The organism is Glaciimonas sp. GG7 (assembly GCF_052976905.1).
In genome coordinates this window covers 1-26,560 of record NZ_JBRIIQ010000058.1, presented here as the reverse complement: position 1 = coordinate 26,560, position 26,560 = coordinate 1, and the positions used below count along the sequence as shown (strand labels likewise).

The 26,560-nt window shown below is 51.5% G+C and carries 26 protein-coding genes; 15 read left to right on the top strand and 11 right to left on the bottom strand.

The genetic code is table 11. The annotated features are described in order from the left end of the window. Nucleotides 1-187: 187 nt before the first annotated feature. From ACVBEF_RS13860 to iscX, 4 genes are all read left to right on the top strand, one after another. Nucleotides 188-802 (top strand): LysE family translocator, encoded by a 615-nt coding sequence (locus ACVBEF_RS13860; RefSeq protein ID WP_447124531.1) that lies wholly within the window; start codon nucleotides 188-190, stop codon nucleotides 800-802. A gap of 4 nt (nucleotides 803-806) precedes the next feature. Further along, the gene (gene hscA, locus ACVBEF_RS13855) at nucleotides 807-2,672 is read left to right on the top strand and encodes a Fe-S protein assembly chaperone HscA (RefSeq protein WP_447124530.1); all 1,866 of its coding nucleotides are present in this window, start codon (nucleotides 807-809) and stop codon (nucleotides 2,670-2,672) included. Between the two features lie 66 nt (nucleotides 2,673-2,738). Next, entirely contained in the window at nucleotides 2,739-3,077 is a 339-nt protein-coding gene (gene fdx, locus ACVBEF_RS13850) for an ISC system 2Fe-2S type ferredoxin (protein ID WP_447124529.1), read from the top strand. 15 nt (nucleotides 3,078-3,092) lie between these two features. After that, nucleotides 3,093-3,287, top strand: a complete 195-nt coding sequence (gene iscX, locus ACVBEF_RS13845; RefSeq protein WP_447124528.1) for a Fe-S cluster assembly protein IscX — start codon at nucleotides 3,093-3,095, stop codon at nucleotides 3,285-3,287. Nucleotides 3,288-3,373: 86 nt separating this feature from the next. On the opposite strand, the gene ACVBEF_RS13840 is transcribed toward iscX, so the two are convergent. The 3 genes from ACVBEF_RS13840 to prfB form a co-directional block, all read right to left on the bottom strand. After that, nucleotides 3,374-4,051 (bottom strand): glycine zipper 2TM domain-containing protein, encoded by a 678-nt coding sequence (locus ACVBEF_RS13840; RefSeq protein ID WP_447124527.1) that lies wholly within the window; start codon nucleotides 4,049-4,051, stop codon nucleotides 3,374-3,376. A gap of 191 nt (nucleotides 4,052-4,242) precedes the next feature. Beyond that, on the bottom strand, nucleotides 4,243-5,778 hold the full coding sequence (lysS, locus tag ACVBEF_RS13835; RefSeq protein WP_447124526.1) for a lysine--tRNA ligase: 1,536 nt from the start codon (nucleotides 5,776-5,778) through the stop codon (nucleotides 4,243-4,245). A gap of 96 nt (nucleotides 5,779-5,874) precedes the next feature. After that, nucleotides 5,875-6,979, bottom strand: a protein-coding gene (gene prfB / locus ACVBEF_RS13830) for a peptide chain release factor 2 (RefSeq protein ID WP_447124525.1) whose coding sequence is annotated in 2 segments (ribosomal slippage) — nucleotides 5,875-6,897 and nucleotides 6,899-6,979 — 1,104 coding nt in all. Because the reading frame shifts where the segments join, the coding sequence is not laid out codon by codon here. A 269-nt stretch (nucleotides 6,980-7,248) separates the two neighbouring features. On the opposite strand from prfB, the gene ACVBEF_RS13825 reads away from it, so the two are divergent. Both ACVBEF_RS13825 and ACVBEF_RS13820 read left to right on the top strand, forming a co-directional pair. Then, nucleotides 7,249-7,515, top strand: coding sequence for a BrnT family toxin (locus ACVBEF_RS13825; RefSeq protein ID WP_447124524.1), 267 nt, complete (start codon nucleotides 7,249-7,251; stop codon nucleotides 7,513-7,515). Beyond that, nucleotides 7,502-7,837 carry a BrnA antitoxin family protein gene (locus tag ACVBEF_RS13820; RefSeq protein ID WP_447124523.1) on the top strand — a complete coding sequence of 112 codons (336 nt, stop codon included), beginning with the start codon at nucleotides 7,502-7,504 and terminating at the stop codon, nucleotides 7,835-7,837. The genes ACVBEF_RS13825 and ACVBEF_RS13820 overlap by 14 nt, the downstream gene beginning before the upstream one ends. A 281-nt stretch (nucleotides 7,838-8,118) precedes the next feature. Here ACVBEF_RS13820 and ACVBEF_RS13815 read toward each other — a convergent pair whose 3' ends face one another. From ACVBEF_RS13815 to ACVBEF_RS13800, 4 genes are all read right to left on the bottom strand, one after another. Continuing rightward, nucleotides 8,119-8,394, bottom strand: a complete 276-nt coding sequence (locus tag ACVBEF_RS13815; RefSeq protein WP_447124522.1) for a hypothetical protein — start codon at nucleotides 8,392-8,394, stop codon at nucleotides 8,119-8,121. A 369-nt stretch (nucleotides 8,395-8,763) separates the two neighbouring features. Continuing rightward, nucleotides 8,764-10,149, bottom strand: a complete 1,386-nt coding sequence (locus ACVBEF_RS13810; RefSeq protein WP_447124521.1) for a TAXI family TRAP transporter solute-binding subunit — start codon at nucleotides 10,147-10,149, stop codon at nucleotides 8,764-8,766. Nucleotides 10,150-10,407: 258 nt separating this feature from the next. Beyond that, entirely contained in the window at nucleotides 10,408-12,105 is a 1,698-nt protein-coding gene (recJ, locus tag ACVBEF_RS13805; RefSeq protein ID WP_447124520.1) for a single-stranded-DNA-specific exonuclease RecJ, read from the bottom strand. Next, nucleotides 12,102-13,199, bottom strand: a complete 1,098-nt coding sequence (locus ACVBEF_RS13800; RefSeq protein WP_447124519.1) for a hypothetical protein — start codon at nucleotides 13,197-13,199, stop codon at nucleotides 12,102-12,104. The genes recJ and ACVBEF_RS13800 overlap by 4 nt, the downstream gene beginning before the upstream one ends. Before the next feature lie 83 nt (nucleotides 13,200-13,282). Here ACVBEF_RS13800 and ACVBEF_RS13795 point away from each other — a divergent pair, with 83 nt between their 5' ends. Then, entirely contained in the window at nucleotides 13,283-13,531 is a 249-nt protein-coding gene (locus ACVBEF_RS13795) for a hypothetical protein (protein ID WP_447124518.1), read from the top strand. Between the two features lie 22 nt (nucleotides 13,532-13,553). Here the strand turns inward: ACVBEF_RS13795 and ACVBEF_RS13790 are convergent, their stop codons facing one another. Then, on the bottom strand, nucleotides 13,554-13,928 hold the full coding sequence (locus ACVBEF_RS13790; RefSeq protein WP_447124517.1) for a hypothetical protein: 375 nt from the start codon (nucleotides 13,926-13,928) through the stop codon (nucleotides 13,554-13,556). A gap of 349 nt (nucleotides 13,929-14,277) precedes the next feature. Between ACVBEF_RS13790 and ACVBEF_RS13785 the strand changes: the two genes are divergently transcribed. Continuing rightward, entirely contained in the window at nucleotides 14,278-15,543 is a 1,266-nt protein-coding gene (locus ACVBEF_RS13785; protein ID WP_447124516.1) for a lipoprotein-releasing ABC transporter permease subunit, read from the top strand. A 31-nt stretch (nucleotides 15,544-15,574) separates the two neighbouring features. Beyond that, a complete protein-coding gene (gene lolD / locus ACVBEF_RS13780) occupies nucleotides 15,575-16,261 on the top strand; it encodes a lipoprotein-releasing ABC transporter ATP-binding protein LolD (protein ID WP_447124515.1) in 687 nt (228 codons plus the stop codon). Nucleotides 16,262-16,269: 8 nt separating this feature from the next. On the opposite strand, the gene bamE is transcribed toward lolD, so the two are convergent. Next, nucleotides 16,270-16,755 (bottom strand): outer membrane protein assembly factor BamE domain-containing protein, encoded by a 486-nt coding sequence (bamE, locus tag ACVBEF_RS13775; protein ID WP_447124514.1) that lies wholly within the window; start codon nucleotides 16,753-16,755, stop codon nucleotides 16,270-16,272. A gap of 189 nt (nucleotides 16,756-16,944) precedes the next feature. Between bamE and rpsO the strand changes: the two genes are divergently transcribed. Then, on the top strand, nucleotides 16,945-17,214 hold the full coding sequence (gene rpsO / locus ACVBEF_RS13770) for a 30S ribosomal protein S15 (protein ID WP_205320164.1): 270 nt from the start codon (nucleotides 16,945-16,947) through the stop codon (nucleotides 17,212-17,214). A gap of 275 nt (nucleotides 17,215-17,489) precedes the next feature. Further along, a complete protein-coding gene (pnp, locus tag ACVBEF_RS13765; protein ID WP_447124513.1) occupies nucleotides 17,490-19,625 on the top strand; it encodes a polyribonucleotide nucleotidyltransferase in 2,136 nt (711 codons plus the stop codon). 125 nt (nucleotides 19,626-19,750) lie between these two features. Here the strand turns inward: pnp and ACVBEF_RS13760 are convergent, their stop codons facing one another. Together ACVBEF_RS13760 and fdxA are read right to left on the bottom strand one after the other, a co-directional pair. Further along, nucleotides 19,751-20,833 (bottom strand): NAD(P)/FAD-dependent oxidoreductase, encoded by a 1,083-nt coding sequence (locus tag ACVBEF_RS13760; RefSeq protein ID WP_447124512.1) that lies wholly within the window; start codon nucleotides 20,831-20,833, stop codon nucleotides 19,751-19,753. Nucleotides 20,834-20,948: 115 nt separating this feature from the next. Then, nucleotides 20,949-21,272: a ferredoxin FdxA gene (gene fdxA / locus ACVBEF_RS13755; RefSeq protein ID WP_447124511.1), complete on the bottom strand. Its 324-nt coding sequence runs from the start codon at nucleotides 21,270-21,272 to the stop codon at nucleotides 20,949-20,951. Nucleotides 21,273-21,642: 370 nt separating this feature from the next. Between fdxA and ACVBEF_RS13750 the strand changes: the two genes are divergently transcribed. From ACVBEF_RS13750 to ACVBEF_RS13735, 4 genes are all read left to right on the top strand, one after another. Beyond that, complete coding sequence (locus tag ACVBEF_RS13750; protein WP_447124510.1) at nucleotides 21,643-22,596, top strand: cation diffusion facilitator family transporter; 954 nt, start codon at nucleotides 21,643-21,645, stop codon at nucleotides 22,594-22,596. A gap of 18 nt (nucleotides 22,597-22,614) precedes the next feature. Then, on the top strand, nucleotides 22,615-23,796 hold the full coding sequence (pncB, locus tag ACVBEF_RS13745) for a nicotinate phosphoribosyltransferase (RefSeq protein WP_447124509.1): 1,182 nt from the start codon (nucleotides 22,615-22,617) through the stop codon (nucleotides 23,794-23,796). 119 nt (nucleotides 23,797-23,915) lie between these two features. Continuing rightward, nucleotides 23,916-25,328, top strand: coding sequence for a sodium:proton antiporter (locus ACVBEF_RS13740; RefSeq protein ID WP_447124508.1), 1,413 nt, complete (start codon nucleotides 23,916-23,918; stop codon nucleotides 25,326-25,328). A 140-nt stretch (nucleotides 25,329-25,468) separates the two neighbouring features. Further along, nucleotides 25,469-26,467 carry a 2-hydroxyacid dehydrogenase gene (locus tag ACVBEF_RS13735; RefSeq protein ID WP_447124532.1) on the top strand — a complete coding sequence of 333 codons (999 nt, stop codon included), beginning with the start codon at nucleotides 25,469-25,471 and terminating at the stop codon, nucleotides 26,465-26,467. The last annotated feature ends 93 nt before the right edge of the window (nucleotides 26,468-26,560 follow it).

The window sequence follows — 26,560 nt, the reverse complement described above, 5'->3', positions numbered from 1 at the left end:
GTCTCCGACTCAGTAGTTCTATGCCGAGTACCACGGACAAGCACGAATCGATGAGCGCCCGGGATTTTGAGAAAGCCGCGCAATTTGTGCGACAACTCATGTTTTTGGAAAAATTTGCTGAAGAAATCGGTAATACCTTTTCCATTCTGGAATCATAAAATCCACAACCGCATGAGCAGAGACCGATATGCCTGAAGTCTGGTTATTTTTACTCGCCGCAATGACCCTCACGCTGGCACCCGGTCCAGACAATATTTATGTGCTCACGCGTGGGATTGCGCAGGGCAGAAAAGCCGGTTTGGTCGCCGCCTTGGGTTTTAGCTCAGGTCTGTTTTTTCACACCATGCTCGCGGTATTTGGTTTTGCGGCATTGATCAAGGCTTCACCGAACGCCTACGTGTTGTTGCGCTACGCCGGTGCCGGTTATCTGATTTATCTTGGTGTACGTACTTTGCTATCGACCGCCGCTATTCACATGCAAGGTCCGGCTAAGCCGATCAAGTTGTCGCGCATTTATTGGCAAAGCGTGATCGCTAACGTTCTCAATCCAAAAGTGACGTTGTTTTTTATCGCATTTTTACCGCAATTTGTGAACGCACAAGCCGGGCATATTCCTGCGCAAATGCTGTTGCTGGCGGTAGTATTTATTCTGCAGGCGCTCGCTATTTTCAGTGCGATTGCCTGTTTCTCTGGCATGGTCGGCGCTTTTTTTCAACGCAAAGCATCGGCCGCCATTTATCTGAATCGTTTGGCTGGCTCAGCGTTTATCGCGCTCGGCATCCGCATTGCTCTCCCGGAATAAAACTATGGCACTCCTTCAAATCTCAGAGCCCGGCATGTCCACAGCTCCCCATCAACATCGGTTGGCGGTGGGGATCGATCTTGGCACCACTAATTCGCTCGTCGCCACGGTACGCAATAGCATTCCCGAAGTATTGAACGACGAAGAAGGGCGGCCGTTAATGCCGTCTATCGTGCGTTATTTGCCTAACGGTCATGCGCATATTGGTTACAAGGCGCAGGCCGAGCAAATTAGCGATCCGAAAAATACCATTCTGTCGGTCAAGCGCTTCATGGGGCGCGGTCTGAAAGATATCGCTTACGCAGAAAATCTGCCTTACGATTTTCAGGACACGCCGGGCATGGTGCAAATCAAAACGGTTGCTGGCGTAAAAAGTCCGGTCGAGATTTCTGCCCAGATTCTGGCAACGCTACGCCAGCAAGCCGAAGATGCACTCGGCGACGATCTGGTCGGTGCGGTCATCACGGTCCCCGCTTACTTTGACGATGCGCAACGTCAGGCCACCAAAGATGCGGCGCAACTGGCTGGCATCAATGTCTTGCGCCTGTTAAACGAACCGACCGCAGCGGCCATTGCGTATGGCCTCGATAATGCATCGCAAGGCGTCTACGTCGTCTACGATCTGGGCGGCGGCACGTTCGATATCTCCATTTTAAAATTGACTAAAGGCGTCTTTGAGGTGCTGGCAACCGGTGGCGATTCTGCGCTCGGCGGCGATGATTTCGATCATCGGATTTTTTGTTGGATCAGTCAGGAGTCCCAACTGGCGCCGCTCTCCGACAGCGATACCCGTGTACTGATGGTTAAGGCGCGTGAGGCCAAAGAATTACTGTCATCCAAAACCGAAGTCACTATCGATGCTGTTTTAAGCTCAGGTGAGCTAGTCCATCTGACCCTGACCGCAGGCGTCTTCGGCGAATTAACCCAACACTTGGTCGCCAAGACACTGACGCCGACCAAAAAAGCGCTGCGTGACGCTAACCTTAGCGCCGATGATATCGATGGCGTCGTACTAGTCGGCGGCGCAACCCGAATGCCGGCAATTCGTAAAGCGGTCGGCGAATTTTTCCACACCACGCCTTTAGCGAATATCGATCCCGATAAAGTCGTCGCACTTGGCGCTGCGATTCAAGCCAATTTACTGGCTGGCAACCGCGCTCCCGGAGACGATTGGCTGTTGCTCGACGTAATCCCACTATCATTAGGGATTGAGACGATGGGCGGTCTGGCTGAAAAAGTTATTCCCCGTAACTCGACGATTCCCTGCGCACGGGCGCAGGAATTCACGACGTTTAAAGATGGTCAAACCGCTCTCGCTGTACATATCGTGCAAGGCGAGCGCGAACTGGTCAGCGATTGTCGCTCTCTGGCCCGGTTCGAGTTGCGCGGTATTCCGCCGATGGCGGCAGGCGCTGCGCGCATTCGTGTGACCTATCAAGTTGATGCCGATGGTTTGCTATCTGTTTCCGCGCGTGAGTTGCGCTCAGGCGTTGAGGCCTCCATTAACGTCAAACCATCGTACGGGCTTGAGGACGATGAAGTTGCAAGAATGTTGCAGGATTCGCATACCTCCGCCGATGTCGATATGCAGTTACGCGCATTAAGAGAAGAGCAAGTTGAGGCCGAGCGTATTGTGCTGGCAACCGAATCTGCCTTGATAAGTGATGCAGCCTTATTGTCGGAGGACGAACGCGTGTCCATAGCGGCCTTGATTGTAGAGGTCCGGGCCAAGGCAAAAGGTGACGATCATTTAGCGATCAAGGCGTCGGTCGATGCATTAGCGCGTGGCACCGAAGAATTCGCCGCACGTCGCATGGATCGCAGCGTTCACGATGCACTGACCGGTAAAACGCTGGATCAAGTTTCCTGACGCTGCAAGCAATCAACATTAATGCTAATTTAGTTCATCACACCAAATACTGTAGAGGTAATTCAAGTGACTCAAATTGTCGTACTACCCCATCCAACTTACTGCCCTGATGGCGCTATTTTGCAAACCGCCCCCGGTAAATCGGTATGCGATGTTTTGCTAGCAAATGACATCGATATCGAACACGCTTGCGAAAAATCGTGCGCTTGCACAACTTGTCACGTTATCGTGCGCGAAGGCTTTAAATCGCTCAATGAACTCGATGACAAAGAAGAAGATTTGCTGGATATGGCCTGGGGACTGGAAGCAGAATCGCGCCTGTCTTGTCAGGCAATTGTGGGCGAGGAAGACTTGGTTGTTGAAATTCCAAAATACACGATCAATCACGCCAGTGAAAATCACTAAGCCAGGAGTAGCCAAATGAAATGGATAGACACACTGCATATTGCAGAGGCGCTATACGACAAGTTTCCTGATACCAACCCAGAGACGATTCGGTTCACCGACTTGCATAAATGGGTCTGTGAACTGGATGGATTTGATGATGATCCGAACCGTTCTGGCGAAAAAATTCTTGAAGCCATTCAACTGGCATGGATAGACGAGGCTAGATAATCGTCTGAAAATAGCTCGAAAAAAACCGCTGTTCTCTACCAGAGAGTCAGCGGTTTTTTTATGTCACAGCAGCAATTACTTCCCGATTAGCCGCGGCCTTCCAGATGCCCGTTTACTACGCGAACCGGATCGCCCACGCGCCATTCCTGAGCCGATTGTGGAAAACTGCGCATTTTTCCATTCTCCATGCGCACATGTACCTGATAAGACGTCGTCGTCCGGGTACGCCGCTCAACTTCATTGCCCGCAAAACCGCCACCAACAGCACCGGCCACGGTCGCCAGCGTGTTGCCATTGCCGTGACCAACCTGATGACCAAGGATACCGCCCAGCAATGCGCCAGCGGCAACACCTACGCCACTCGGTTTAACTGCTTGTTGAACCGCCTGAATGGATTCGACGCGACCGCAACTGTTGCAGACAGGCGTTTGTGCAATGGGAGAAGGGCGTTGTTCGTCAGCATAATTCTGTTGAACGGCTGGCTGCCCAGTAGCGTAATTCGATTGCTGCGCTGGCATCTGACTGTTGCTCTGATTAGCCATTTGCGTCGGTGTCGGGGTAGTATTTTGCGCTGCTTCAGGCGCGTTATTGGCATAACCAGTATTTGGTGCTGACATCGCGGCCCCCGGCGGGGATGTCGTACTTTGTGAGTTTGGGATCAACCCTGTGATGGCGGCAACGCCCACCAGGCAGACCAGCGTGACGGCAACCGCAGCGGTCGCTACCAGTGGATGAATGCGATTTTTGGATGTTGGTTCTGACATAATTTTCTCCCGTTACATTTTTATTTATTCATAATGATTATCGATGATTCTTATCAGGAATTGAAACAGCATAGTGTTTCAGCTGTAAATGTGTGTAACACGCCGATACAGTTGGAACAGTGGGGTAAACACAAACTGCCGCCCCAACACAGCAGGCGGCAGTTCATCAATACAGTTGCATCTATGCCAGATTAATCCTCACGACGCAAATGCGGGAACAAAATCACGTCACGAATATTCGGCGAGTCCGTCATCAGCATCATCAAACGATCAATCCCAATCCCGCAACCACCGGTCGGCGGCAAGCCATATTCCAGCGCACGGATATAGTCAGCGTCGTAATACATCGCCTCTTCATCGCCCGCATCTTTCGCCGCAACTTGCGCCTGAAAACGGGCAGCCTGATCTTCTGCATCGTTCAACTCCGAGAAACCATTCGCAATTTCACGACCCGTCATAAACAACTCAAACCGTTCGGTAATTCCCGGCACAGTATCGGACGCACGGGCCAACGGTGAGACTTCCACCGGATAGTCGATGATGTAAGTCGGGTCCCACAATTGCGCTTCTGCAGTCTCTTCAAATAGCGCCAATTGCAGCGCACCCAGCCCGGCGGTGGCGAATGGCTTGACGCCAAATTTTTGCAATTCCGCTTTGATAAATGCCGCATCCTGCAACTGCGCATCGTCATAATGCGGCGCATATTTATTGATCGCCCCAACGATGGTCAGGCGCTCAAACGGCTTACTCAAATCCAGCTCGCGCCCTTGATACGTCAGCGTCGCCGTGCCGTGCGCATCAATTGCCGCCTGACGGATAATATCCTCGGTGAAGGTCATCAACCATTGATAATCAACATACGCCGCATAAAACTCCATCATCGTGAATTCTGGATTGTGACGGGGCGACACGCCTTCGTTACGGAAGTTGCGATTGACTTCAAACACTCGCTCAAAACCGCCGACCACCAAGCGCTTCAGATACAGCTCCGGCGCGATGCGCAAGAACATTTGCATATCGAGCGCATTGTGATGCGTGATAAACGGCTTGGCCGCAGCGCCGCCGGGGATCGTATGCAGCATCGGCGTCTCGACTTCCATGAAGTCGTTTTTCTCCATGAAGCGGCGGATCGACGACATCGTGGCCGTACGCGCCTTAAAGGTGCGGCGCGTTTCTTCGCTCATGATCAGATCGACGTAACGCTGGCGATACTTGGTTTCTTGATTCGACAGACCGTGGAATTTATCCGGCAATGGACGCAACGATTTGGTCAGTAAACGCAATACGCTGATCTTGATCGACAGTTCGCCGGTTTGGGTCTTGAACAGCGTGCCCTCTGCGCCAAGAATGTCGCCTAGATCGAAATGCTTAAAGGCCTCATACTCCGCCTCGCCAGCCAATGCTTTGGTAATAAATAGCTGAATCCGTCCATCCGCCTTCGGGCCGGATGCATCCTGCAAGGTCGCAAACGACGCTTTGCCCATGACACGTTTGAGCATCATGCGCCCGGCAACGACCACTTTGACCGCCTCAACATCCAGCGCTTCTTTATCCATGTCGGCATAGCGCGCCTGCAAATCTGCCGCTTTGTGGGTAGGCCGGAAATCGTTTGGAAATGCAACGCCCTGAGAACGTAGCGCGGTCAGTTTGACGCGGCGTTCGGCGATGATTTTATTTTCGTCCTGGGGAATAGCTTGCTGCTCGGTATCTGGCGTTATTGGCGTCATGTCAGGCTCTTTTTGATGGATGCTGTGAAGGGTGGGGCAGGTTAAGCCAAGGGATTGCCCGGCTTAACCTTTTTCTGAATGCAAAACAAAGCGTAATTACACGCCCTGTTTCAGCGACGCCGCGATGAAATCGTCCAGATCGCCGTCGAGGATCGCCTTAGTGTTGCCGCTCTCAAAGTTAGTCCGCAAATCCTTGATGCGCGACTGATCCAGCACGTAAGAGCGAATCTGGTGACCCCAGCCGACATCGGTTTTGGAGTCCTCAAGCTTTTGCTGCTCAGTCATGCGGTTGCGCATTTCCAACTCGAACAGCTTGGCTTTGAGCATATCCCACGCCTCGGCACGGTTGCGGTGCTGGCTGCGGTCGTTCTGACATTGCACAACGATGCCCGACGGACCATGCGTCAAGCGCACGGCAGAGTCGGTCTTATTAATATGCTGACCACCAGCACCAGAGGCGCGGTACGTATCGACCCGCACATCGGCTGGATTAACGTCAATCTCAATCGAATCATCTACCTCGGGATACACAAACAAGCTCGAAAACGACGTATGGCGACCATTGGCAGAGTCAAACGGCGACTTGCGCACCAGACGATGCACGCCGGTTTCGGTGCGTAAAAAGCCATAGGCATAATCGCCCTCGACTTTTAGCGTAGCCGTTTTGATACCGGCAACCTCACCATCGGATTGCTCCATGATCTCAACCTTGAAACCCTTGCGCTCGCAATAGCGCAAATATTGCCGCAGCAACATCGATGCCCAATCCTGCGCCTCAGTACCGCCAGCACCGGCTTGAATATCGATAAAGCAGTTATTCGGGTCCATCGGATTGTTGAACATACGGCGAAATTCCATACCCTCGACCAGCTTGCTCAGCTTTTCGGTATCGGCTTCCACTGCCTCGATGGTCTCTTCGTCCTGCTCGTCACGGGCCATCTGATACAGGTCCGAAGTGTCGCGCAGCTCAGATTCAATCTTCGTCAGCGTGACGACGATGGATTCGAGGGATTTCTTTTCTTTGCCCAGTTCCTGAGCGCGTTTCTGGTCGTTCCAGACTTCTGGGTCTTCCAGTTCGCCATTAACTTGATCGAGCTTCTCTAACTTCGTATCGAAGTCAAAGATACCTCCGAAGTTCGATTTCACGGGCCGTAAGGTCGGCTAGGAGGGCTTGCAGGGAATTTAAGCGTTCAGCTTCCATGATGTATGTCTCTTGCGATAAACCCTAAATTATACGCGGCCCACACGGCAATCACGCTATGAATTCTTGCCTGCGCGTTCTGGCACAACGCCGGCATTTTGTTTGTCGCTAAACCTAATACTTAAATTGCCAGGCCGAACCATCTTATTCGATCGAATAGCGCAATACAGTCTCAGATTGAAGTGACAAAAATCCTTTAATCACGTAGCGCACTATATTTTTTGTTCTACATTAAATATTTGACCTGGCTATTTTATGTTTATACAATAATGCATATCGAATTTGACAAAAGCAAAGACAAAACCAATCAAATAAATCATGGTATTTCATTAACTGAAATAGAAAATTTTGATTGGGATACGGCAACAATTGAGCAAGACGTGCGTAAGCAATATCCAGAGGCGCGTTTTAAGGCAGTCGGTTACACAGGTGAACGGCTATATGTCATGATTTACTGCCTTCGCAACGATGGCATACGCGTGATCAGCTTACGCAAAGCAAACAAAAGAGAAGGGATAGACTATGCCAAAACTTAAACCCGGTACGATCATTCCGTCGGACGAGGAAGAAGCACAGATTCAGGCAGGTATTGATGCCGATCCAGACAACCCGGAGCTTTCGGAGGAATTTTTTAAAAATGCCAGGCCTGCCCGTGAGATGCTTCCTCCAGAGCTTTATGCAGCGCTGACGGCAAAGCCCCCACGCGGTCGCCCAAAAGCAGAAGCAACCAAGGTTTTCACGGCGATTCGTTTAGACGCGGATTTGCTGGATGCTTTTAAAGCCACTGGCAAGGGTTGGCAGACGCGCGTGAACGCCGCTTTGCGCCAATTTATTACCGAGCATCCTCTTAGCCCGTAACGACTACTGAAGGTCGCTATAGCTTCCGATGAGCGGATCATCGGCGTACCGTTGTTGCTACGCTGATGATTCGCTCACGCATCACATTATCCGCACTCCGTTACGCAGACAGTCGGCAGGGCGTCGAATCTTGTAAAAACCAAGAGACCCCCGCAATACGGCTAACTCCACAAAAAATTGCCGCACCCCACACAGAGCAACATTATCGCTAGTGAAGCTTTCTAGCGTTGCTGTACGCGGCACTTTGTTCATTGATCCCATCGATTTTTTTATTCGCATGCTCACGCAAGAGCCAGGTCGAGGCAATCGCCCAGCACCCAGCACTGCAAAGCGGCGCTATGGTGATGGCTCACTGTGGGTGATTTTTGGGTGGCGTTTTGTTCGACGATCCTGAGGTAGCTATGGAGGCCGCGACAGACATCGGCAGTGACGGCGGCGAACTCGGCGAGAGAGGCGTCTTTTTGATCCATGATCATAGCCTCAGGCGGCGACTCAGCGACGGCGGGGTGGTTGGTTTTTGGGAGTTTTGATTTTTTCGGCGGCTTGGTATTACGCATCGATCAGTCCTTTAGTTGACGAGGGTGGGCGGCAAATAGCGGGATTGAACGACTGGTAACTAACTCAAAAACCCAGCAAGCCCGAAGGCTTCCCCGCCACCGCCGCCCATAAAGGACGATCGAAGGCGCAGTCCGCATGATGCGGTCTGGAATTAAGTTGAGACAGGCGTTCAAACCTGTTTCCTTTTTGAGGAAGCAGCAAAGATACTCTGGCTGAAAACGGAGGTCAATCGGTAAATGGGGATTTAGGGGACTGCGGTTTTGTGGCGGTGACTATTGTTGTCGTTCATTTTTCCTTACTGTGTGGTGTTAGTTTGGTCGAATGGTGCGGGTCAACCATAGACGTTCAAACTCGCACAAATACAACTTTCAAACCCGACCAGTCACCCCATCATCAACCGCACTAACCTCCTTCCCCCGCACCACCACCCCCACACTAACAATCCGCTCCCGCACCACATTAATAGCCTGCTTCAACGCATAAACATCCCCAAAATACTGCTGCGGAATCTGAATCTGATTGGCGTTGGCGTCTATCTCTTCAATCTCATTACGCCATCGGTTGACGCAATCGATACTTGGGTTTTTGGTCGCCCAGATTTCATCTTCCAGCAATTTTATTTCGCGATACCAAACCACCAGCCGCTTGCGCATCGTCGCGGCGTACATCCGTGGAATGGCTTGCAGCAGACCGAACAGCAGCGCCATAAACGGCAGCAAAATAATGAAGCGGCGTTCGATGAAGTTGGCTAGCCAGAATGGCATATAGCGTTGCAGAAACGGGCGGCCTGATTTGAAGTAGCGCAGGGTTTCGTCCGAGATCGGAAAATCGTCGGCATTTTGATTCGGAAAGTAGCCGCGTGGGCTGAAGTAGTCTTGCGCGCCGTGGATTTCGTTGGCGCTGTCTAGCAGCAAATAGGCCAATGCCGGATAGAGCGTGTCTTTGGAGACGAGTAGTGCGGTGGCGGCGAGCAGGGTGACGTCAGTGTGCGGCAGGTCATCGGCGAGGCTGGTGGAGGCACGCGGGAAGGTGACTTTGGAGAGCGCCGGGAACTGGCGCACCAGTGCATCTGCTTGCGCAAAATTCATGAGTTTGAGATCGCTTTTGAGCAGGGTTTGCTGCATCTCTGCGTCTGGCCGACCGATAAAAAATGCTGCGTCCAGGGTTTTGTTTTCTAGTGCTGCATAGGCTTGGGGGGCGCTCCATTGTTCTAGCTTGCTATTTTGATCAGTGATGCCGTTTTGCTTGAGCAAGTCATTCGTTACTGCGAGTAAACCGCTGCCGGGAACGCCGATAGATATCCGTTTTCCTTGCAATTGCGAGAGGCGATCGATGGTATCGCGGCCTTGATAAAAGACCCAGATTGGCTCGTAGGATACGGCGGCAATGGTTTGTAAGTTGGGGGCGCTGACGGCGTCGCCGATGCCGGATTGGATAAAGCCGATTTCGTATGCGCTATTTTGGTCTTTTAGCCGTTCAAAATTTTCTACCGCGCCCGATGAGGGCCGGATGTCGAGCGTAATGCCATCGCGTTTTAAGACTTTGGCATAGTGCTCTGCGAAGTTGCGATAAATGCCGTTGTCGGCTCCGGTGGTGATGACGATAGTGCGTTGTGTGGCCGGTTTCAGAATGCCGATCAGGACCCACGCCGCGCCTGCGAGCAGTACAACAATGGCAATGATCGTGATGCGTAATTGCATGCTGGTCATCGGTGGTTTTTGGATGCGGTGCAGGGGCGGATGTGGTCTGGACATAGTGGCTGCTTAAGTTGTTATTAGGCCGTGGTGACTTTGGAGATCAAAAAAACCGTTTGTACTGAGTAGTCCGTCGGGGCGTACCCTTCGATACGATGCTACGCATCTACTCAGGGCGATCGTAAGTGCAGCGATTCTTCCGATCATCCTGAGTAGCGTAGCGTATCGAAGGGTACAGCACTACGTGCCTACTCAGTCCGAACGGGCTTTTAGTGGTGCGCCTAAACGTTATATGTGAACACGCCTGGCGCGACCTTGCTACACCAACGCCTCAGCATGCTCCACCATCAATTGCACTTTGGTGACGCCGTTGTATTCGTTGGCGTCGAGCCGGAATGCAACTTTGGCGCGGCTGCCTAATGCGTCGGTGTGGCCGAACCAGATTGCATCATAGCGATTGCCATTTCTTTCTAGCAAGAGCTTTAAATGTTTTTCTTTCAAGATGCGTTGGCTGACGACTTTGAACTCATCGCAAAATACCGGCGGGGCAAAGCCCTGGCCCCAGACCTGGCCTTCCATTTGCTCGATGAATTCGGTGGTGTAGTAGGCGTCTTCGAGCGGGCCGTCGGTTTCGATCACGCGTTCTAGCTGATGTTTGCCTAGCAAGGCACTGCCGACTAGTTCAAAGGCGGCGGAGAAGGCGTCGAAGGCGTCGGCGCGGATGGTGAGGCCGGCGGCCATGGCGTGGCCGCCGAATTTTTCGATCAGGCTGGGGGCGCGTTTGGAGACCAGATCGAGGGCGTCGCGTAAATGGAAGCCGGGGATGGAGCGGCCTGAGCCTTTGATTAAGCCTTCGCCGCCGGGGGCAAAGGTAAAAGTTGGTCGATAAAATTTATCTTTTAATCGCGACGCAACGATCCCGATCACGCCTTGATGCCAGGACGCATCGAAGACGCTGATGGTGTTGCTGTCGGCGGGGCTGAAATTGTCGAGCAGGGCAAGGGCGGTGTCTTGCATCCCGGCTTCGATCTCGCGCCGCTCTTTGTTGATGGTGTCGAGTTGTTGGGCGATGACCCAGGCGCGGCCTTCGTCATCGGTGGTCAGGCATTCGATGCCGAGCGCCATGTCGGCTAAGCGTCCGGCTGCGTTGAGGCGTGGGCCGAGTGCGAAGCCGAGATCGAACGGGCTGGCGCGGCGGGCTTCGCGTCCGGCGGCGCGGAAGAGGGCGGCGATGCCGGGGTGCATACGTCGGGCGCGCATGCGTTTTAGGCCTTGGGCGACCAGAATCCGGTTATTGGCGTCTAGTTTGACGACGTCGGCGACGGTTCCCAGCGCGACTAAATCGAGCAGTACATCGAGTTTTGGCTGAGTTTGGGCGTCGAAGATGCCGCGTTTGCGCATTTCGGCACGTAACGCTAGCAGGACGTAAAACATGACGCCGACGCCTGCCAGATTTTTGCTGGGGAAGTTGCAGTCGGGCTGGTTGGGGTTGACGATGACGCGTGCTGCGGGGAGGGTGTCGGCGGGTAAATGATGGTCGGTGACGACGACTTCGATGCCGCGCCGGTTGGCTTCGGCCACGCCGTCGATGCTGGCGATGCCGTTGTCGACGGTGACGATGATGTCGGGATTTTTTTCACGCACGGTGAGTTCGACGATTTCGGGGGTCAGGCCGTAGCCGTATTCGAACCGATTGGGGACGATGAAATCGACCTGTGCGCCCAGCAAGCGCAGGCCGCGCAGACCGACGGCGCAGGCGGTGGCACCGTCGCAATCGTAGTCGGCCACGATGACCATTTTTTTGTTGGCGGCGATGGCGTCGGCCAGAAAGCTGGCGGCGGCCTCTATCTGTAGTAAACCGCCAGGGGGATGCAGGGCGTTGAGCTCGCTTTCCAATTCTTTGACATCGAGCAGGCCGCGGGCGGTGTAGACGCGGGCCAGGACCGGATGAATGCCGCTTTGGCGCAAACGTTCTGAATCGCGAAACGGGTATGGGCGGGTGGTGATGCGCGTCATTGGCTGGCCTCCGGCGTTGTTGCTTGCATGGTGTGATCGGTGAGTGTTTTGGTGAGCGACGGTTTTATCCAGAATTTTTTTAGCGAGAGCGGGGTTGCGGTCAGTTCTGTGATCCGGGTGTTGTCGGTCAGCGTGAGGGTAAGTTGCTTTAGTTTGCCGGTTTGCAGGGCGTGCAAAAGGGGGGCAAACCAGTCGCGCTCCATTGTTTGTAATTGGACGATCCATTCTGACCATTCGCCGGTCAGGGCTGGGGCGATCAGGTTGTCGAGCAATAAAAAGCCGCGTGCGCCGGGTGTGGCGATGAGTTCTTCGGCTGCGCAATGCAGGTTGGTCTGTGTAAGTTGACCGAAGGCGCTTGTCCAGCCTTGCAGATTAAACGTGTGGCTATAACTTGGTGCTGGCGTATTGGCCGGATCAATTGCGCCGCCGCCCCATAGCCATAGTGCGTTGACTGCCTGCATGCGCGCTACTGCGCGTTGTTCGTTGAGGGGGTTTTCAAACCATTGCATCTGGACTTCATTTTGCAGCTTGCGCCATGCGCGTGCGCTGTCGCCATGCGGCATCCAGATATCGATATTGTGACCGCAGGCGGCGTCTGGCGTGGAGGTGTGCAAGTGTTGCCAGTCATCGGCGCGTATGAACCAGGTGTTGGCGTCGCCGTAGAGTAATATTCGGCCATCTTCGTCAAAAAGTGGCTTAACGTCGTCGAATAGCGTGCGCGATTCGATCTCTGAGAGCGTGATCTGGCGAATGTCGGTCAGTACTAAATGGTCGCGGGCGACATGGATGTGCGCCGGGTGCAGGATGAACCAATGGCCTTCGTCAGCGTTCAGACCGAACGTGCGCATCAGGGCGGGCGCAATCGGTGGACTGGTGTTGGGACTGTCCGGGCGGCTCAGGCCCAAGCGTTGGGAGAGCCAGTTTTCATGCGGCAGCGCCCGGGCGAATTCGTCGAGAAGCTGGTGTTGTTGACTACCGGCCTTGGCACGGGCGGTTAGTCGGGCAAGCGCTGGCAGGTTTAATTCGCGCAGTATGTCGCGTGCTAGTTCAGCCGGAGGCAGGCCAAAGGGTAAGAGTATGTCGAGAGAATTCATGCCGAATTGTAGGGTATCTCGGGGCGGGGGATCTGGCGAATTCCGCTAAATTTTCTATACTGATTATTCTTGAGGAGGAAACTATGAAGCCAGAGCAAATCATCGAGATGTGGCGTCGTACAAGTCGTCAGGCACCATTGGCTACTTATGACGATTTGATTGATATGTTGGCAACAGAAATTGCTAAAATTTCCTACAAATTAGATGAGGATGAGCTGTTTCGGATGTTGGCGATAGGGGCGCTTATCTATCAACGTGGTTATAGAGAGTTTGGCGGCGATATCACTGCCGATTTGTTGATTAAGACGTTGCGTGAGGGCGGTAGCGCATAAATTCGCTGTCGTATTTTCACGGTTAAACCGAGTTATTGACGCGATTTTCATCGAATTGCTCTTCTGCGTGCTTGAGATGGGCGATGAGCAAATGTGAAATCACGTTAACCCCGATACCGGCTAATACCGCCGGTAAAAGGTAAAGCATGATCGAAATCTCAGAAGAAAATACGTGGCTGTCTAAGGTCGAGGTGGTTAATGTCGCCAAATGCGCTAATTGTCTTAATAAAATGACATTGATGCCTGCAAGTACAATCAAGGCCAGAGAAAATATAAATACAGTGATGCGGGAAATAGCGCGCTTTGCCAGCATGAGGGTAAAAATACCGATTGGCACGACGATGGAGAAGGCGATTAATAAGAAGAATTCAACTCTGAGAAAGACGCTAGTTTCCATTTTTTACCTGAAACGCAAAAGAAATTGCCGTTGATCGGCACACGGGTTTCTACTTATTGGTGACATTCGTTACCGATATCACTTTATTACGCTATTTTAATGATTTGTCATCCTTGACGTGTTTGACAGCGACTTTCTGTTCCGTCGAATTGTGACGATACCCCTTGTTGTGGGAAATATAATTTACAAAGACTTTCATGGAGAAACATGATTGATTTATATAGTCGCGTTTGAATGACTTGTATAAAGCCACTTTAAACATTCGATATTAAGTGTTTGATTTGGTGACATAACGCTATAAGGGCTATTGAATTATGGCAAACTGCTGGCTGATTTCAGGAGCCTTACATTGAGTATTTTCAAAAATTTACCGTTTGAGTGGCAAGTCGGCATGCGTTATACGCGGGCCGGAAAGCGTAGCGGTCGCAATAGCTTTATTTCCTTTATTTCGTTGATATCGATGGCCGGGATCGCCCTTGGTGTGGCGGCGCTGATCGTGGTGCTGTCGGTCATGAATGGGTTTCAAAAAGAGGTGCGGGACCGGATGTTGTCGGTATTGGCGCACATTGAGGTGTTTGACGCCTCGGGTGAAATGCCGAACTGGGAAGATGTCGCCAAAGAGGCTTTTAAGAATAAGGAAGTCATTGGTGCTGCGCCTTATGTCGAGGCGCAAGCCATGCTCACGCGCGATGGCGAGGTGCGCGGGGTGGGCATTCGCGGCGTGTTGCCTTCTGAGGAGCCAAAAGTCTCGGATGTTGCCAGGCAGATTAAGAAAGGTGACTTTAATGATCTGAAAGCGGGCGAATTTAATATTGTTCTTGGTATTGAATTGGCAAAAGCCATGCATGCAGGGATCGGCGACAAGGTCACGATGTTGGCACCGCAAGGGCAGGTCACGCCAGCGGGGGTGATTCCACGGCTCAAGCAATTTACGGTAGTGGGAATTTTTGAGGCGGGGCATTTTGAATATGACTCTTCGCTGGCGTTTATTCAGGTTGAAGATGCCGAAAAGATGTTTCGCCTGAATGCGCCGTCGGGTTTGCGTTTGCGCATTACCGATATGTTGCGTGCGCCGGAAGTGGCGCAGCAATTGGCTAAGACGATGCCGCCTAATCTGTATTTACGCGATTGGTCGCAGCAAAACAGTAATTGGTTCGCTGCCGTTAAGACTGAGAAGCGGATGATGTTTATCATCCTCACGTTGATCATTGCGGTGGCGGCTTTTAATTTGGTATCGACACTGGTGATGACTGTGACGGAGAAACAGGCTGATATCGCCATTTTGCGCACGCTGGGGGCTTCGCCCGGGTCGATTATGAAAATTTTTATGATTCAGGGGGCCTTGGTGGGCTTGATAGGCACCGCGCTCGGGGTGGGCTTTGGGGTGCTGGTAGCGTTGAATATCGATGTCATCGTGCCGGCGATCGAGCATTTGCTGCATGTGCAGTTTTTGCCTAAGAGTATTTATGTGATCAGTGAGCTGCCGTCTGATTTGCGTTGGCCGGATGTCTACACGATCGGTGGCGTGGCGGTGGTACTGGCTTTTGTGGCGACTTTGTATCCGAGCTGGTGGGCGGCACGGGTCAAACCTGCGGAGGCGCTGCGTTATGAATAATTCCTCTAATGATCAAAACAAGGATCAAAACATGCGTGAGATTATCTTGTCGAGTCGCGGCTTGGGCAAAACGTTTACCCAGGGCGACTACTCGGTCAAGGTGTTGAGTGATATCAATATTGATGTGGTCAAGGGCGAGCAAGTCGCCATCGTCGGCGCGTCGGGTTCAGGCAAGTCAACTCTGCTGCATTTATTGGGCGGGTTGGATACGCCGACGACGGGTAAGGTCACGCTGTTGGGTAAGGATCTGAGCAATTTGGGTGAAAAAGCCCGTGGGGACTTACGTAATACCGCGCTGGGCTTTGTGTATCAGTTTCATCATTTGCTGCCGGAGTTCTCGGCGCTCGATAACGTTGCCATGCCGTTGATGATCCGCCGCATGAAGCGCAGCGATGCGCAAGAGCAGGCGCATGCGATTTTGTCGCGGGTGGGTTTGGCTAAGCGGGTCATTCATGTGCCGGGCGAGTTGTCGGGCGGCGAACGTCAGCGGGTGGCGTTGGCACGGGCGCTGGTGACGCAACCGGCCTGCGTACTGGCAGACGAGCCGACCGGTAACTTGGATCGGGCGACGGCGCAGATGACCTTTGATTTGATGCTGGAATTGTCGGAAACGCTGGGGACCGCATTTGTGATCGTCACGCATGACATTGCACTTGCGCGACGTTGCGGCCGGATTTTGCGTTTAACTGACAATGGTTTAGCGCCGTACGTCGATTGATTCTTGGATCACAGCCCGAAGCGCGAATGTTCAAAACGCGGGTCCGGGCCATTTTCTAGCTTGCGAACGATGCCGTCCTGGTCGAAGTAGACCGTCATTAGCGAATTCCAGACGCCGCTTTCCTTGTAGCCATAATTCCAGCCCTCAAGCTTGACGCGATCATAAAAGATCGTGTCAACGGGGTGGCCGATGGTACGCAAAACGTCGTCTTTATTCGCTTGTCCGACTTTGATGGTGGCGAATTTTGCCAGCGTTAATACTTGCTCATAAGAAATCAGACGGCCATCGGGGCCGATATGTGCCATGAAGGTACTTTGGCCGAATGCGCCATGCCCATATTCAAGGATACGTTCATTGCCATTTTGATAGGTCGCGTCGGGCTTTCCTAGCCGACTGATGACTTGTGTTTCAGGCTCGCCGGGGGTGACAGGTATGGCGCAGCCGGTAAGACTGATCAGTAAAGTCATCGCAATGGCGGAGGTGATGTTTTTCATCTTGATTCCAATCTTTAGTATGCTAGTTTGATAACGTAATCGATACTTAGGACGCAACGTTAAGTGTTTGAAGCGACGGGCATTTTGCTATATACTGCGCCTCTGGTCTATTTAGGCCAGTTTTTTAATTGAATATTCACGGTGTATGGGGTTTTCCACTCTGTTCACCGCTTGTTAAAGGTAATAATTATGACTATCGAAAAAACAGCTAAAGCCGCCATTGTCGCTGACAATGCACGTGCCCAAAATGATACTGGTTCGCCAGAAGTGCAGGTCGCTTTGTTGACAGCACGTATCAACGACCTTAACGGTCACTTCAAAGCACACGCTAAGGATCACCACTCACGTCGTGGTTTGATCATGATGGTTAACCGTCGTAAAAGCCTGCTGTCTTATCTGAAAAGTAAAGACCTTGGCCGTTATCGCTCGCTGATCGAAAAACTCGGCTTGCGTAAATAATAGGCTTGTCATCGATCGCCAATATTTTGTTTCGATTCTTCGTCACCACGCTGTTGGTCGATTGATGGGATAAATGCCTGTGTCAGTCTCGAAAGAGCCTGATACAGGCATTTTTGCTTTGGCGGATAGTATTTCTGTGCATACGTTCTATTGTAAAAGCAGAGTTTTTGTAAGAAGGCGGTCATTCACACTCGTTAAGAGGTGATGCAACCGTCTGTGGTGAGAGGTGGACGACAGCGCCTGAAAATCTGTCGGCTAATTAGAAAGGAACTACCGTGTTTAATAAAGTTACCAAGACTTTCCAGTATGGCCAACATCAAGTAACGTTGGAAACGGGCGAAATCGCTCGTCAAGCTTCAGGTGCCGTATTGGTGTCGATTGAAGATACCGTCATTCTGGCGACTGTAGTTGCGCGTAAAGACGCTAAGCCAGGTCAAGATTTTTTCCCGCTGACTGTTGATTATGTCGAGAAGACTTACGCTGCTGGTCGTATCCCAGGCGGTTTCTTCAAGCGCGAAGGCCGTCCTTCGGAAAAAGAAACACTGACATCGCGTCTGATCGATCGTCCGATCCGTCCGCTGTTCCCAGAAGGCTACATGAACGAAGTACAAGTGATTATTCACGTACTGTCGGTCAATCCTGAAATCGATCCGGATATCGCGGCAATGATCGGCGCGTCTGCCGCCTTGTCAGTCTCTGGCGTACCGTTCTCCGGTCCGGTCGGTGCAGCACGCGTCGGTTATATCAACGGTGAATACGTTCTGAACCCGACCACGACACAACTCAAGACATCGAAGCTCGATCTGGTTGTTGCTGGTACTGAAGCTGCCGTGTTGATGGTTGAGTCCGAAGCACAGCAATTGTCAGAAGAAGTGATGTTGGGTGCGATTGTGTTCGGTCACGAGCAGATGAAAGCGGTTATCGACGCGATTCATGACTTGGTCCGTGATGGCGGCAAACCAGAAATCGTCTGGAGCCCGGCACCAAAGAATGAAGCGCTGATCGCCAGCGTTGCACATTTTGCGGAAGCCGATCTGCGTCTGGCGTATCAAACCAAAGATAAGCAAGCCCGTACCGCTCAGCTCAAAGATGCTGTGAGCAAAGTGCATGTTGCCTTGGCCGGTGTTGCGGCTGATAACAATATGCCTGCGCCGGATAGCTCGGAAGTTGGCAACATCATTTTCGATCTGGAAGCCAAGATTGTTCGCTCGCAAATTCTGGATGGCGAGCCGCGTATCGATGGTCGCGACACACGCACTGTGCGTCCGATTACGATTCGTACCGGCGTTCTGCCACGTACCCACGGTTCGGCATTGTTCACACGCGGTGAAACACAAGCTTTGGTGATTGCTACTCTGGGTACTGCCCGTGATGAGCAAAAAATTGATGCGTTGATGGGTGAGTACTCGGATCGCTTCATGCTGCATTACAACATGCCTCCGTTCGCCACTGGCGAAACTGGTCGTGTCGGTACACCTAAGCGTCGTGAAATCGGCCACGGTCGTCTGGCGAAGCGTGCGTTGCTTGCTGCATTGCCAGCAGCGGAAGATTTTAGTTATTCAGTACGTCTGGTGTCGGAAATTACCGAGTCTAACGGTTCATCGTCGATGGCTTCGGTCTGCGGCGGTTGCTTAGCGTTGATGGATGCTGGTGTGCCGATGCAAGGTCACGTTGCTGGTATCGCTATGGGTTTGATCAAAGATGGTGGCAAATTTGCGGTCTTGACCGATATTCTGGGTGATGAAGATCACCTGGGCGATATGGACTTTAAAGTCGCCGGTACAACCAACGGTATTACTGCGCTGCAAATGGATATCAAAATCCAGGGTATCACCAAGGAAATCATGCAAGTCGCTTTAGCACAAGCTAAAGTCGGCCGTTTCCATATCATTGGCGAGATGGAAAAAGCAGTTCCAAGTGGCACTAAATCTGAATTGTCAGACTTTGCACCACGTCTGATCACGGTCAAGATCAATCCGGAAAAAATCCGTGACGTGATCGGTAAAGGCGGTGCGGTCATTCGTGCTCTGACAGAAGAAACTGGTACGCAAATCGACATCAGCGATGAAGGCGTTGTGACTATCGCTTCAGTGGACGCTGCTGCTGGTCAGGAAGCCAAACGCCGTATCGAAGAACTGACAGCTTCTGTTGAAGTTGGCAAAATCTACGAAGGCACTGTTCTGAAGCTGCTGGACTTCGGCGCAATCGTTCAGGTCTTGCCAGGTAAAGATGGTTTGCTGCACATCAGTCAGATCGCTAACGAGCGCGTCAATGCGGTCGCTGACTATCTGAAAGAAGGCCAAATCGTCAAAGTCAAGGTTCTGGAAACCGATGACCGTGGCCGTTTGAAATTGTCGATGAAAGCTGCACAAGAAGCTGGTGAAGTTGCTCCTGCAACGCCGGCAGCTTAATAAGTAATTGTAGAAACCGCCCTGTGTGCGTATGCATACCGGGCGGTTTTTTAATGAGCATCGCCAATAAAAAAACCGCCAAGACTGTATGCCTTGGCGGTTTTTATAGTTTTACAGGATTACTTTTAATCGAATACTGGCGACTCAACACCTAAAATCTTATGCAGCTTAGGCGAGGTCGTGGTGTATTGCATGTGTATCTTCTTGTCCGGGAAGATATATGGAGCAGCACCAAACGCAGCCAGTGCAGCTTCGTGAAAACCTGACAGGATCAGTTTTTTCTTGCCCGGATAAGTGTTGATATCGCCAACAGCAAAAATGCCCGGGATATTGGTTTCAAACTTCTCGGTATCGACGACTTTTAATTGCTTGCGTTCGATGTCCAGGCTCCATTCGGCGATAGGGCCGAGTTTAGGCGACAGGCCAAAGAAAACCAGCAAGGTATCGAGCGGCAAACGACGCGTAACACCGTCGGGACCCGTCACTTTAATTTCTGCCAGCTTGCCGTCTTTGACTTCATGACCGGTGACCTGGCCGACCAAAAATTGCATCTCGTATTCATCGCAAAGCTGCTTCATCTTGGCAACAGAGGCCGGGGCTGCACGGAAGTCTTCGCGACGATGCAGCAGTACAACGGACTCTGCTTTGCCGACCAGATTCAAGGCCCAATCCAGTGCTGAATCGCCGCCACCGCAAATGACTAAGTTTTTGCCGTGGAATTGCAGCGGGTCTTTGACGCGGTAGAACAATTGGGTATCGTTGAACACATCAATGCCATCGCTCTTGATTGTGCGTGGCTGGAAGGAGCCCACGCCAGCGGCGATAAAGATGGTCTTGGTGATAAAGCGCGTACCGGCGGAGGTTTCCACATTAAAGCGGTTGTCTTCACGACGCTCGACCACGGTGACTTCCTGGCTTAAATGGAAAGTCGGATCAAACGGGGCGATTTGCTTTAACAGGTTGTCGGTTAGTTCCTGGCCTGTACAGACCGGTACCGCCGGGATATCGTAAATCGGCTTGTCTGGATAGAGTTCAACGCATTGACCGCCGACCACTGGAAGTGAGTCGATGACGTGCGCTTTGATCTCAAGCAAGCCGAGTTCGAATACCTGAAACAGGCCGACCGGACCGGCACCGATAATGACGGCATCGGCTTCTATCGGTGCGTTATTGCTATTGTTAATGACGAGTAGGGTAGATGCATCCATTTTGGCGCTTGTGTCCATACGACTGTCTGATTCCTGTCTGGTGTGAGTCGGCTATCGTCACTACTGCAATGACGATAGCCTTAAATGTTTGCTGCACAGAATGTGCTGCCAGCGATTAGCGCTGGAGTAAGTGCAGTTTTACGACAACGTCTTTAAATTCATCAGCTTGCGGCAGCGGCGGAACTGTTTTGGTAATGGAGGGCCAGAAACGGGCAAGGTCTACATTGAGTTTGATGAATTCCTGCTGGTCTGCGGGGACGTCTTCTTCGGCATAGATCGCATTGACCGGACATTCGGCGACACAAACGGCGCAATCAATGCACTCATCAGGGTCGATGGATAAAAAATTCGGGCCTTTGCGGAAGCAATCAACCGGGCAAACATCGACGCAATCGGTGTAGCGACATTCGATGCATGATTCGGTCACAACGTGGGTCATAACAACAGTCCTATCTGTAAATATAGTATTGCTTGAAGCGGTCTCGCGTTGATATGACTACACTGAATGTCAGCAAAATCATTTACGCATAATCTTGAGCCGCTGTTAGTTGTAAAGCAGTGTATTTTAAGTTAATTCGGGCCTTCCTACAAACAGCGGTTATATAGAATTCAAATAAGCAAATTCACAAATCTGCTAAGGATCGAAATGTCGGAATATTTGCGCCTCAATGACCGTTATTTTTCTTTCTTTTCCGCATGTTTGAGCGTGCTTATTGAGCGTGTATAAATAACCGAGATGTCAGTTGCGTCTAGCCATTAAATTAGCTAATGTGTCAACTTTTAGCTATCACGCGAGCGTCATCAACATCATGGCAACCCACAGCGAAGGCTCGACCAAGGCGATTTTTTACGCGCTGGGCGCAAATGGCGGCATTGCCTTGGCGAAATTTATTGCGGCGGCCTTAACCGGGTCCGGCGCGATGCTGGCTGAGGCGATTCACTCGTTGGCCGATTGCGTGAATCAGGTTTTTTTGCTGATCGGGCTCAAAGAATCTACTAAGCCTGTCAATGCCACGCATCCGATGGGCTATGCGCGAGTGGTGTATTTCTGGGCCCTGATGGTGGCCATCCTCTTGTTTTTTGTCGGTGGGGCATTCTCAGTGATGGAGGGGATCAAGCATTTCAACAATCCTGAACCGATTAATCATCCCTGGGTCGCGCTAGGCGTGCTGGGTATTTCAGTAGTGCTCGAAGCATTGTCGCTGCGTGGTGCGATGCTTGAAATCCGCAAAATTTCGCACGGAAAATCATTTTTCAGATGGTTTCGCGAAACCCGTCAATCCGAATTAATGGTCGTCGCTGGCGAAGATATTGCTGCCTTGGCTGGTTTGGCGCTGGCGTTTGTCGCCGTGGTCCTGACAGTCGTCACCGGCAATCCGCTCTGGGATGCCTGCGGATCGATTGCGGTCGGGGTGTTGCTGATGATCGTGGCGGTAATGGTGGTTCGGGAAGTTAAGGCGATGGTGACCGGTGAATCCGCTGCGCCTGAATTACACGCCGCCATCAAGACGCATATTGAAGCCCATCCTGATGTTGACAGCGTGATCAATTTTATTTCGCTGCAATGGGGACATCAGGTCATGATTGCGGTCCAAGCCGAGATGCGACCATTGCCGTCTGATGTGGCCTTAGTCGATGCGATCAATCAGATTGAAGCCGACATTCAGTCGCGTTGGCCGCAAGTTGTCTGGTGTTTTTTTGAGCCGGACAGAAAGAAATCGCCGCCACCTGTGATTGAGACTGAACTCTCCAGTTATCCCTGAATTTTTTGAAAATTGCCCATGATTATTCGCTCCTTGCTTGATACCGATCTCTATAAATTCACCATGATGCAGGTGGTCTTGCATCATTTTCCCGCCGCTCAGGTTGAATATCGTTACAAGTGTAGGAATAGCGGTATCGATTTGACTCCGTATGTCGATGAAATTCGCGATGAAATTGCCGGCTTGTGTCGATTGCGGTTTCAAGATGAGGAGCTGACCTATCTGCGTAGCTTGCGTTTCATTAAAAGCGACTTTGTCGATTTTCTAAGTTTGTTTCATCTTCAGCAAAAATACATTACTGTGCAGGCTTCTGCTGCCAACAACGGCGAAATCGATATTCTGGTGCAAGGCCCGTGGCTTCATACGATCTTGTTTGAGGTGCCGGTGCTGGCGATTGTCAATGAAGTGTTTTTTCGCGCTACCCAAAAGACCCCGGATATTGCAGAAGGGCGCAGGCGTTTACACAACAAACTGGGCCTGATCCGCGATGATCCGGCGATGGTTGGCTGCAAGGTTGCCGATTACGGTACGCGCCGACGCTTTTCCCGGAGTTGGCATGAAGAAGTCATCCAGACTATGCAGCGCGATTTTGCCGACCATCTGGCTGGCACATCCAACGTCTATTTCGCCATGCAATACGGCCTCACGCCACTGGGAACCATGGCGCATGAATATTTGCAGGCCTGCCAGGCGCTCGGGCCGCGTCTGCGCGATTCACAGATTTATGCGTTTGAAATGTGGGCCAAAGAATACCGCGGCGATCTGGGCATTGCGTTATCGGATGTGTATGGCATGGGGGCTTTCCTGCGCGATTTCGATATGTATTTTTGTAAATTATTCGATGGCGCACGCCATGACTCCGGTGATCCATTTATATGGGGTGAGCGCCTGATTCAGCAATTTCAGGATATGCGGGTTGATCCGGCGACCAAGACGCTGGTATTTTCCGACAGTCTTGATTTTGGCAAAGTGACAGCGTTGTACTTACGGTTCAAAGATCGGGCGCGGGTCGCCTTCGGCGTGGGGACCAATTTGACCAACGATTTGGGGTATACGCCGCTGCAAATCGTCATGAAGATGGTGCGGTGCAATGATCAGCCGGTCGCCAAATTATCGGATACACCGTCGAAAAATATGTGTGATGACGAGGCCTATGTGAATTATTTACGGCAAGTGTTCGAAATCGGTCCAGTGGCCTAAATTGGCAGGCCGCTGTCAAATTAGGATTAATCGTAGTTGACTCGCGGCAATAACTGCTTGAGCTCTCTGTTTCATGCAGCTTAAAATAGCGCACTTTTTATCTGATTCGAAAGAACCCGTTGCTTAAAAAAATCCTCTTCACGCTGGCCATTTTCCTTCCCCTGGCGGCCCAAGCCGCTGACCTTGACGGTACGCAATTATCCGTTTGGTGGGGCCTTCCGTTCATGGGCTTACTTGTTTCGATAGCAATGGGGCCATTGCTGATGCCGGGATTTTGGCATCATCATTTTGGCAAAATCGCCCTCGGCTGGTCGGTGGCGTTTCTGGTTCCGTGTGTGATCTGGTTTGGCGTACCGTTGGCTGCTGCCAGTGTGGTGCACGCCTTCATGGCCGAATATTTCCCTTTTATTATTTTGCTCACCGCCTTGTTCGTTGTGGCCGGTGGCATCTGTTTGCGCGGCAATTTGCACGGCACACCAGCGCTCAATACCGGTTTGCTGGCGCTGGGCACTGTGCTGGCGAGTTTAATGGGGACTACCGGTGCGTCAATGTTGCTGATTCGGCCATTGATTCGCGCCAATGACAATCGCAAACATGCCGTTCACATCGTTGTGTTTTTCATTTTTCTTGTTGCAAATGCTGGTGGCGCGCTAACGCCGCTGGGGGACCCGCCATTGTTTCTGGGCTTTCTGAAAGGCGTTGATTTTTCCTGGACGTTTAAAAATATCTTCTCCGAAACCATGTTTATGTGGGGTTCGTTGCTGGTAATTTTTTACTTTCTGGATCGCTATTATTTCAATCATCGTGAAGAACAACTCCCGGCAAAGCAAGATCCCACTCCCGATGATCCGAAATTACGGTTTGAAGGTAAATTCAATTTCATCCTGTTGGGCGTTGTCATCGCGCTGGTGTTGATGAGCGGCTTATGGAAGTCCGGTGTTACTTACAATATTTACGGCACGCCAGTCGAGTTACAGAATTTGATGCGCGATGGTCTGTTGTTAGTTGTCATCGCAATATCGCTGTGGATGACGCCAAAAATTGCCCGGGAAGGCAATAACTTCACTTGGGAGCCGATGCTAGAAGTGGGTAAATTGTTTGCCGCCATTTTTGTCACCATCGCGCCCGTCATCGCCATGCTGAAAGTTGGCGTACATGGCCCGTTTGGTGCCATTGTTGCAGCGGTGACCGGTCCTGATGGCCAGCCGAATAACATGATGTATTTCTGGGTAACCGGAATATTGTCATCCTTCCTCGACAACGCGCCCACTTATCTGGTGTTCTTTAATACCGCTTCGGGCGATGCGGTCGAATTGATGGGCAGGCTTGCAGCAACCCTGGCGGCGATCTCCTGCGGTGCAGTATTTATGGGTGCCAACAGTTACATCGGGAATGCGCCTAATCTGATGGTCAAGGCGATTGCGGAAGAGCGTGGAATCAAAATGCCATCTTTCTTTGGTTATATGGCGTGGGCGTGTGTGGTATTACTGCCATTATTCGCTATCATGAGTTTCATTTTCTTTCGCGCATAAGTAAAACCGCATAATCGTTTATACGTCGTTACCCCTCCTTGCCGTACAGTTGTACTGTCTGCGTCGGGGTGCCTAGTCTAAACAATTATGTGGCCTTACTTAAGCGTATATAAATTAAGGGCGTTGACATTGTGAGTACTCTGAACAAACCTAAAATCCTGCTCGCCCGCGCCATTTTTCCAGAAGTCATCAGCCGCTTGGAACAGTGTTTTGAGGTCGAATCGAATCAGGACGACCACATTTTCAGCGCCGCTGAGTTGATCGAAAAATTGCAGGATAAGGATGGCGTCATTGCTACCTCGAGCGAACCAATTTCAGCCGCTTTGCTGAGTGCTTGTCCACGATTGAAGGCGGTGTGTAATCAGGCTGTCGGCTACAACAATATCGACGTCGCAGCGGCCACTAAAGCTGGTGTCATGGTGACCAATACGCCGGACGTGCTCAACGAAACTACGGCTGATTTTGGCTGGGCGCTGTTAATGGCGACGGCGCGCCGCATCACGGAGTCCGAACATTGGCTGCGGGCCGGGCATTGGAAGCAATGGCGTTTCGATAGTTTTTTGGGAGCCGATGTGCATGGCGCGACGCTTGGCGTGATTGGTATGGGGCGTATCGGGCAGGCGATTGCGAGACGCTCAACCGGTTTTGACATGCAGGTTATTTATCATAATCGCTCACGTTTGGCACCAGAACTGGAAGCGCGTGCGAATAATGCGCGTTTTGTCAGCAAGGAAGAATTGCTACGTCAGGCCGATCACGTGATTCTGGTGTTGCCTTATTCGAAAGAGTCGCATCACACCATCGCTGCCAAAGAGCTAGTAATGATGAAGCCGGGCGCGACGCTTGTGAATCTGGCGCGCGGTGGAATTGTGGACGACGCAGCGCTGATTGCCGCATTGCGCGATCGCAAAATTGCCGCTGCTGGTTTGGACGTGTTTGAGAATGAACCGGCCTTGCACCCCGATTTTCTGACTTTGTCCAACGTCGTTCTTACGCCCCATATCGCCAGTGCTTCGGAACCAACCCGGCGTGCAATGGCGGCGTGTGCTGCGGATAATTTGCTGGCGGCATTATTGCCGGGGAAAGAGGGCGCATGGGGATTGCCGCCAAATCTGCTTAATCCTGAGGTTAAAGGTTGAGTTAGAACTTGAAACAATGACGAAATTATAAAAAAAGGCAAAAAAAAAAAAAAAAAAAAAAAAAAAAAAAAAAAAAAAAAAAAAAAAAAAAAA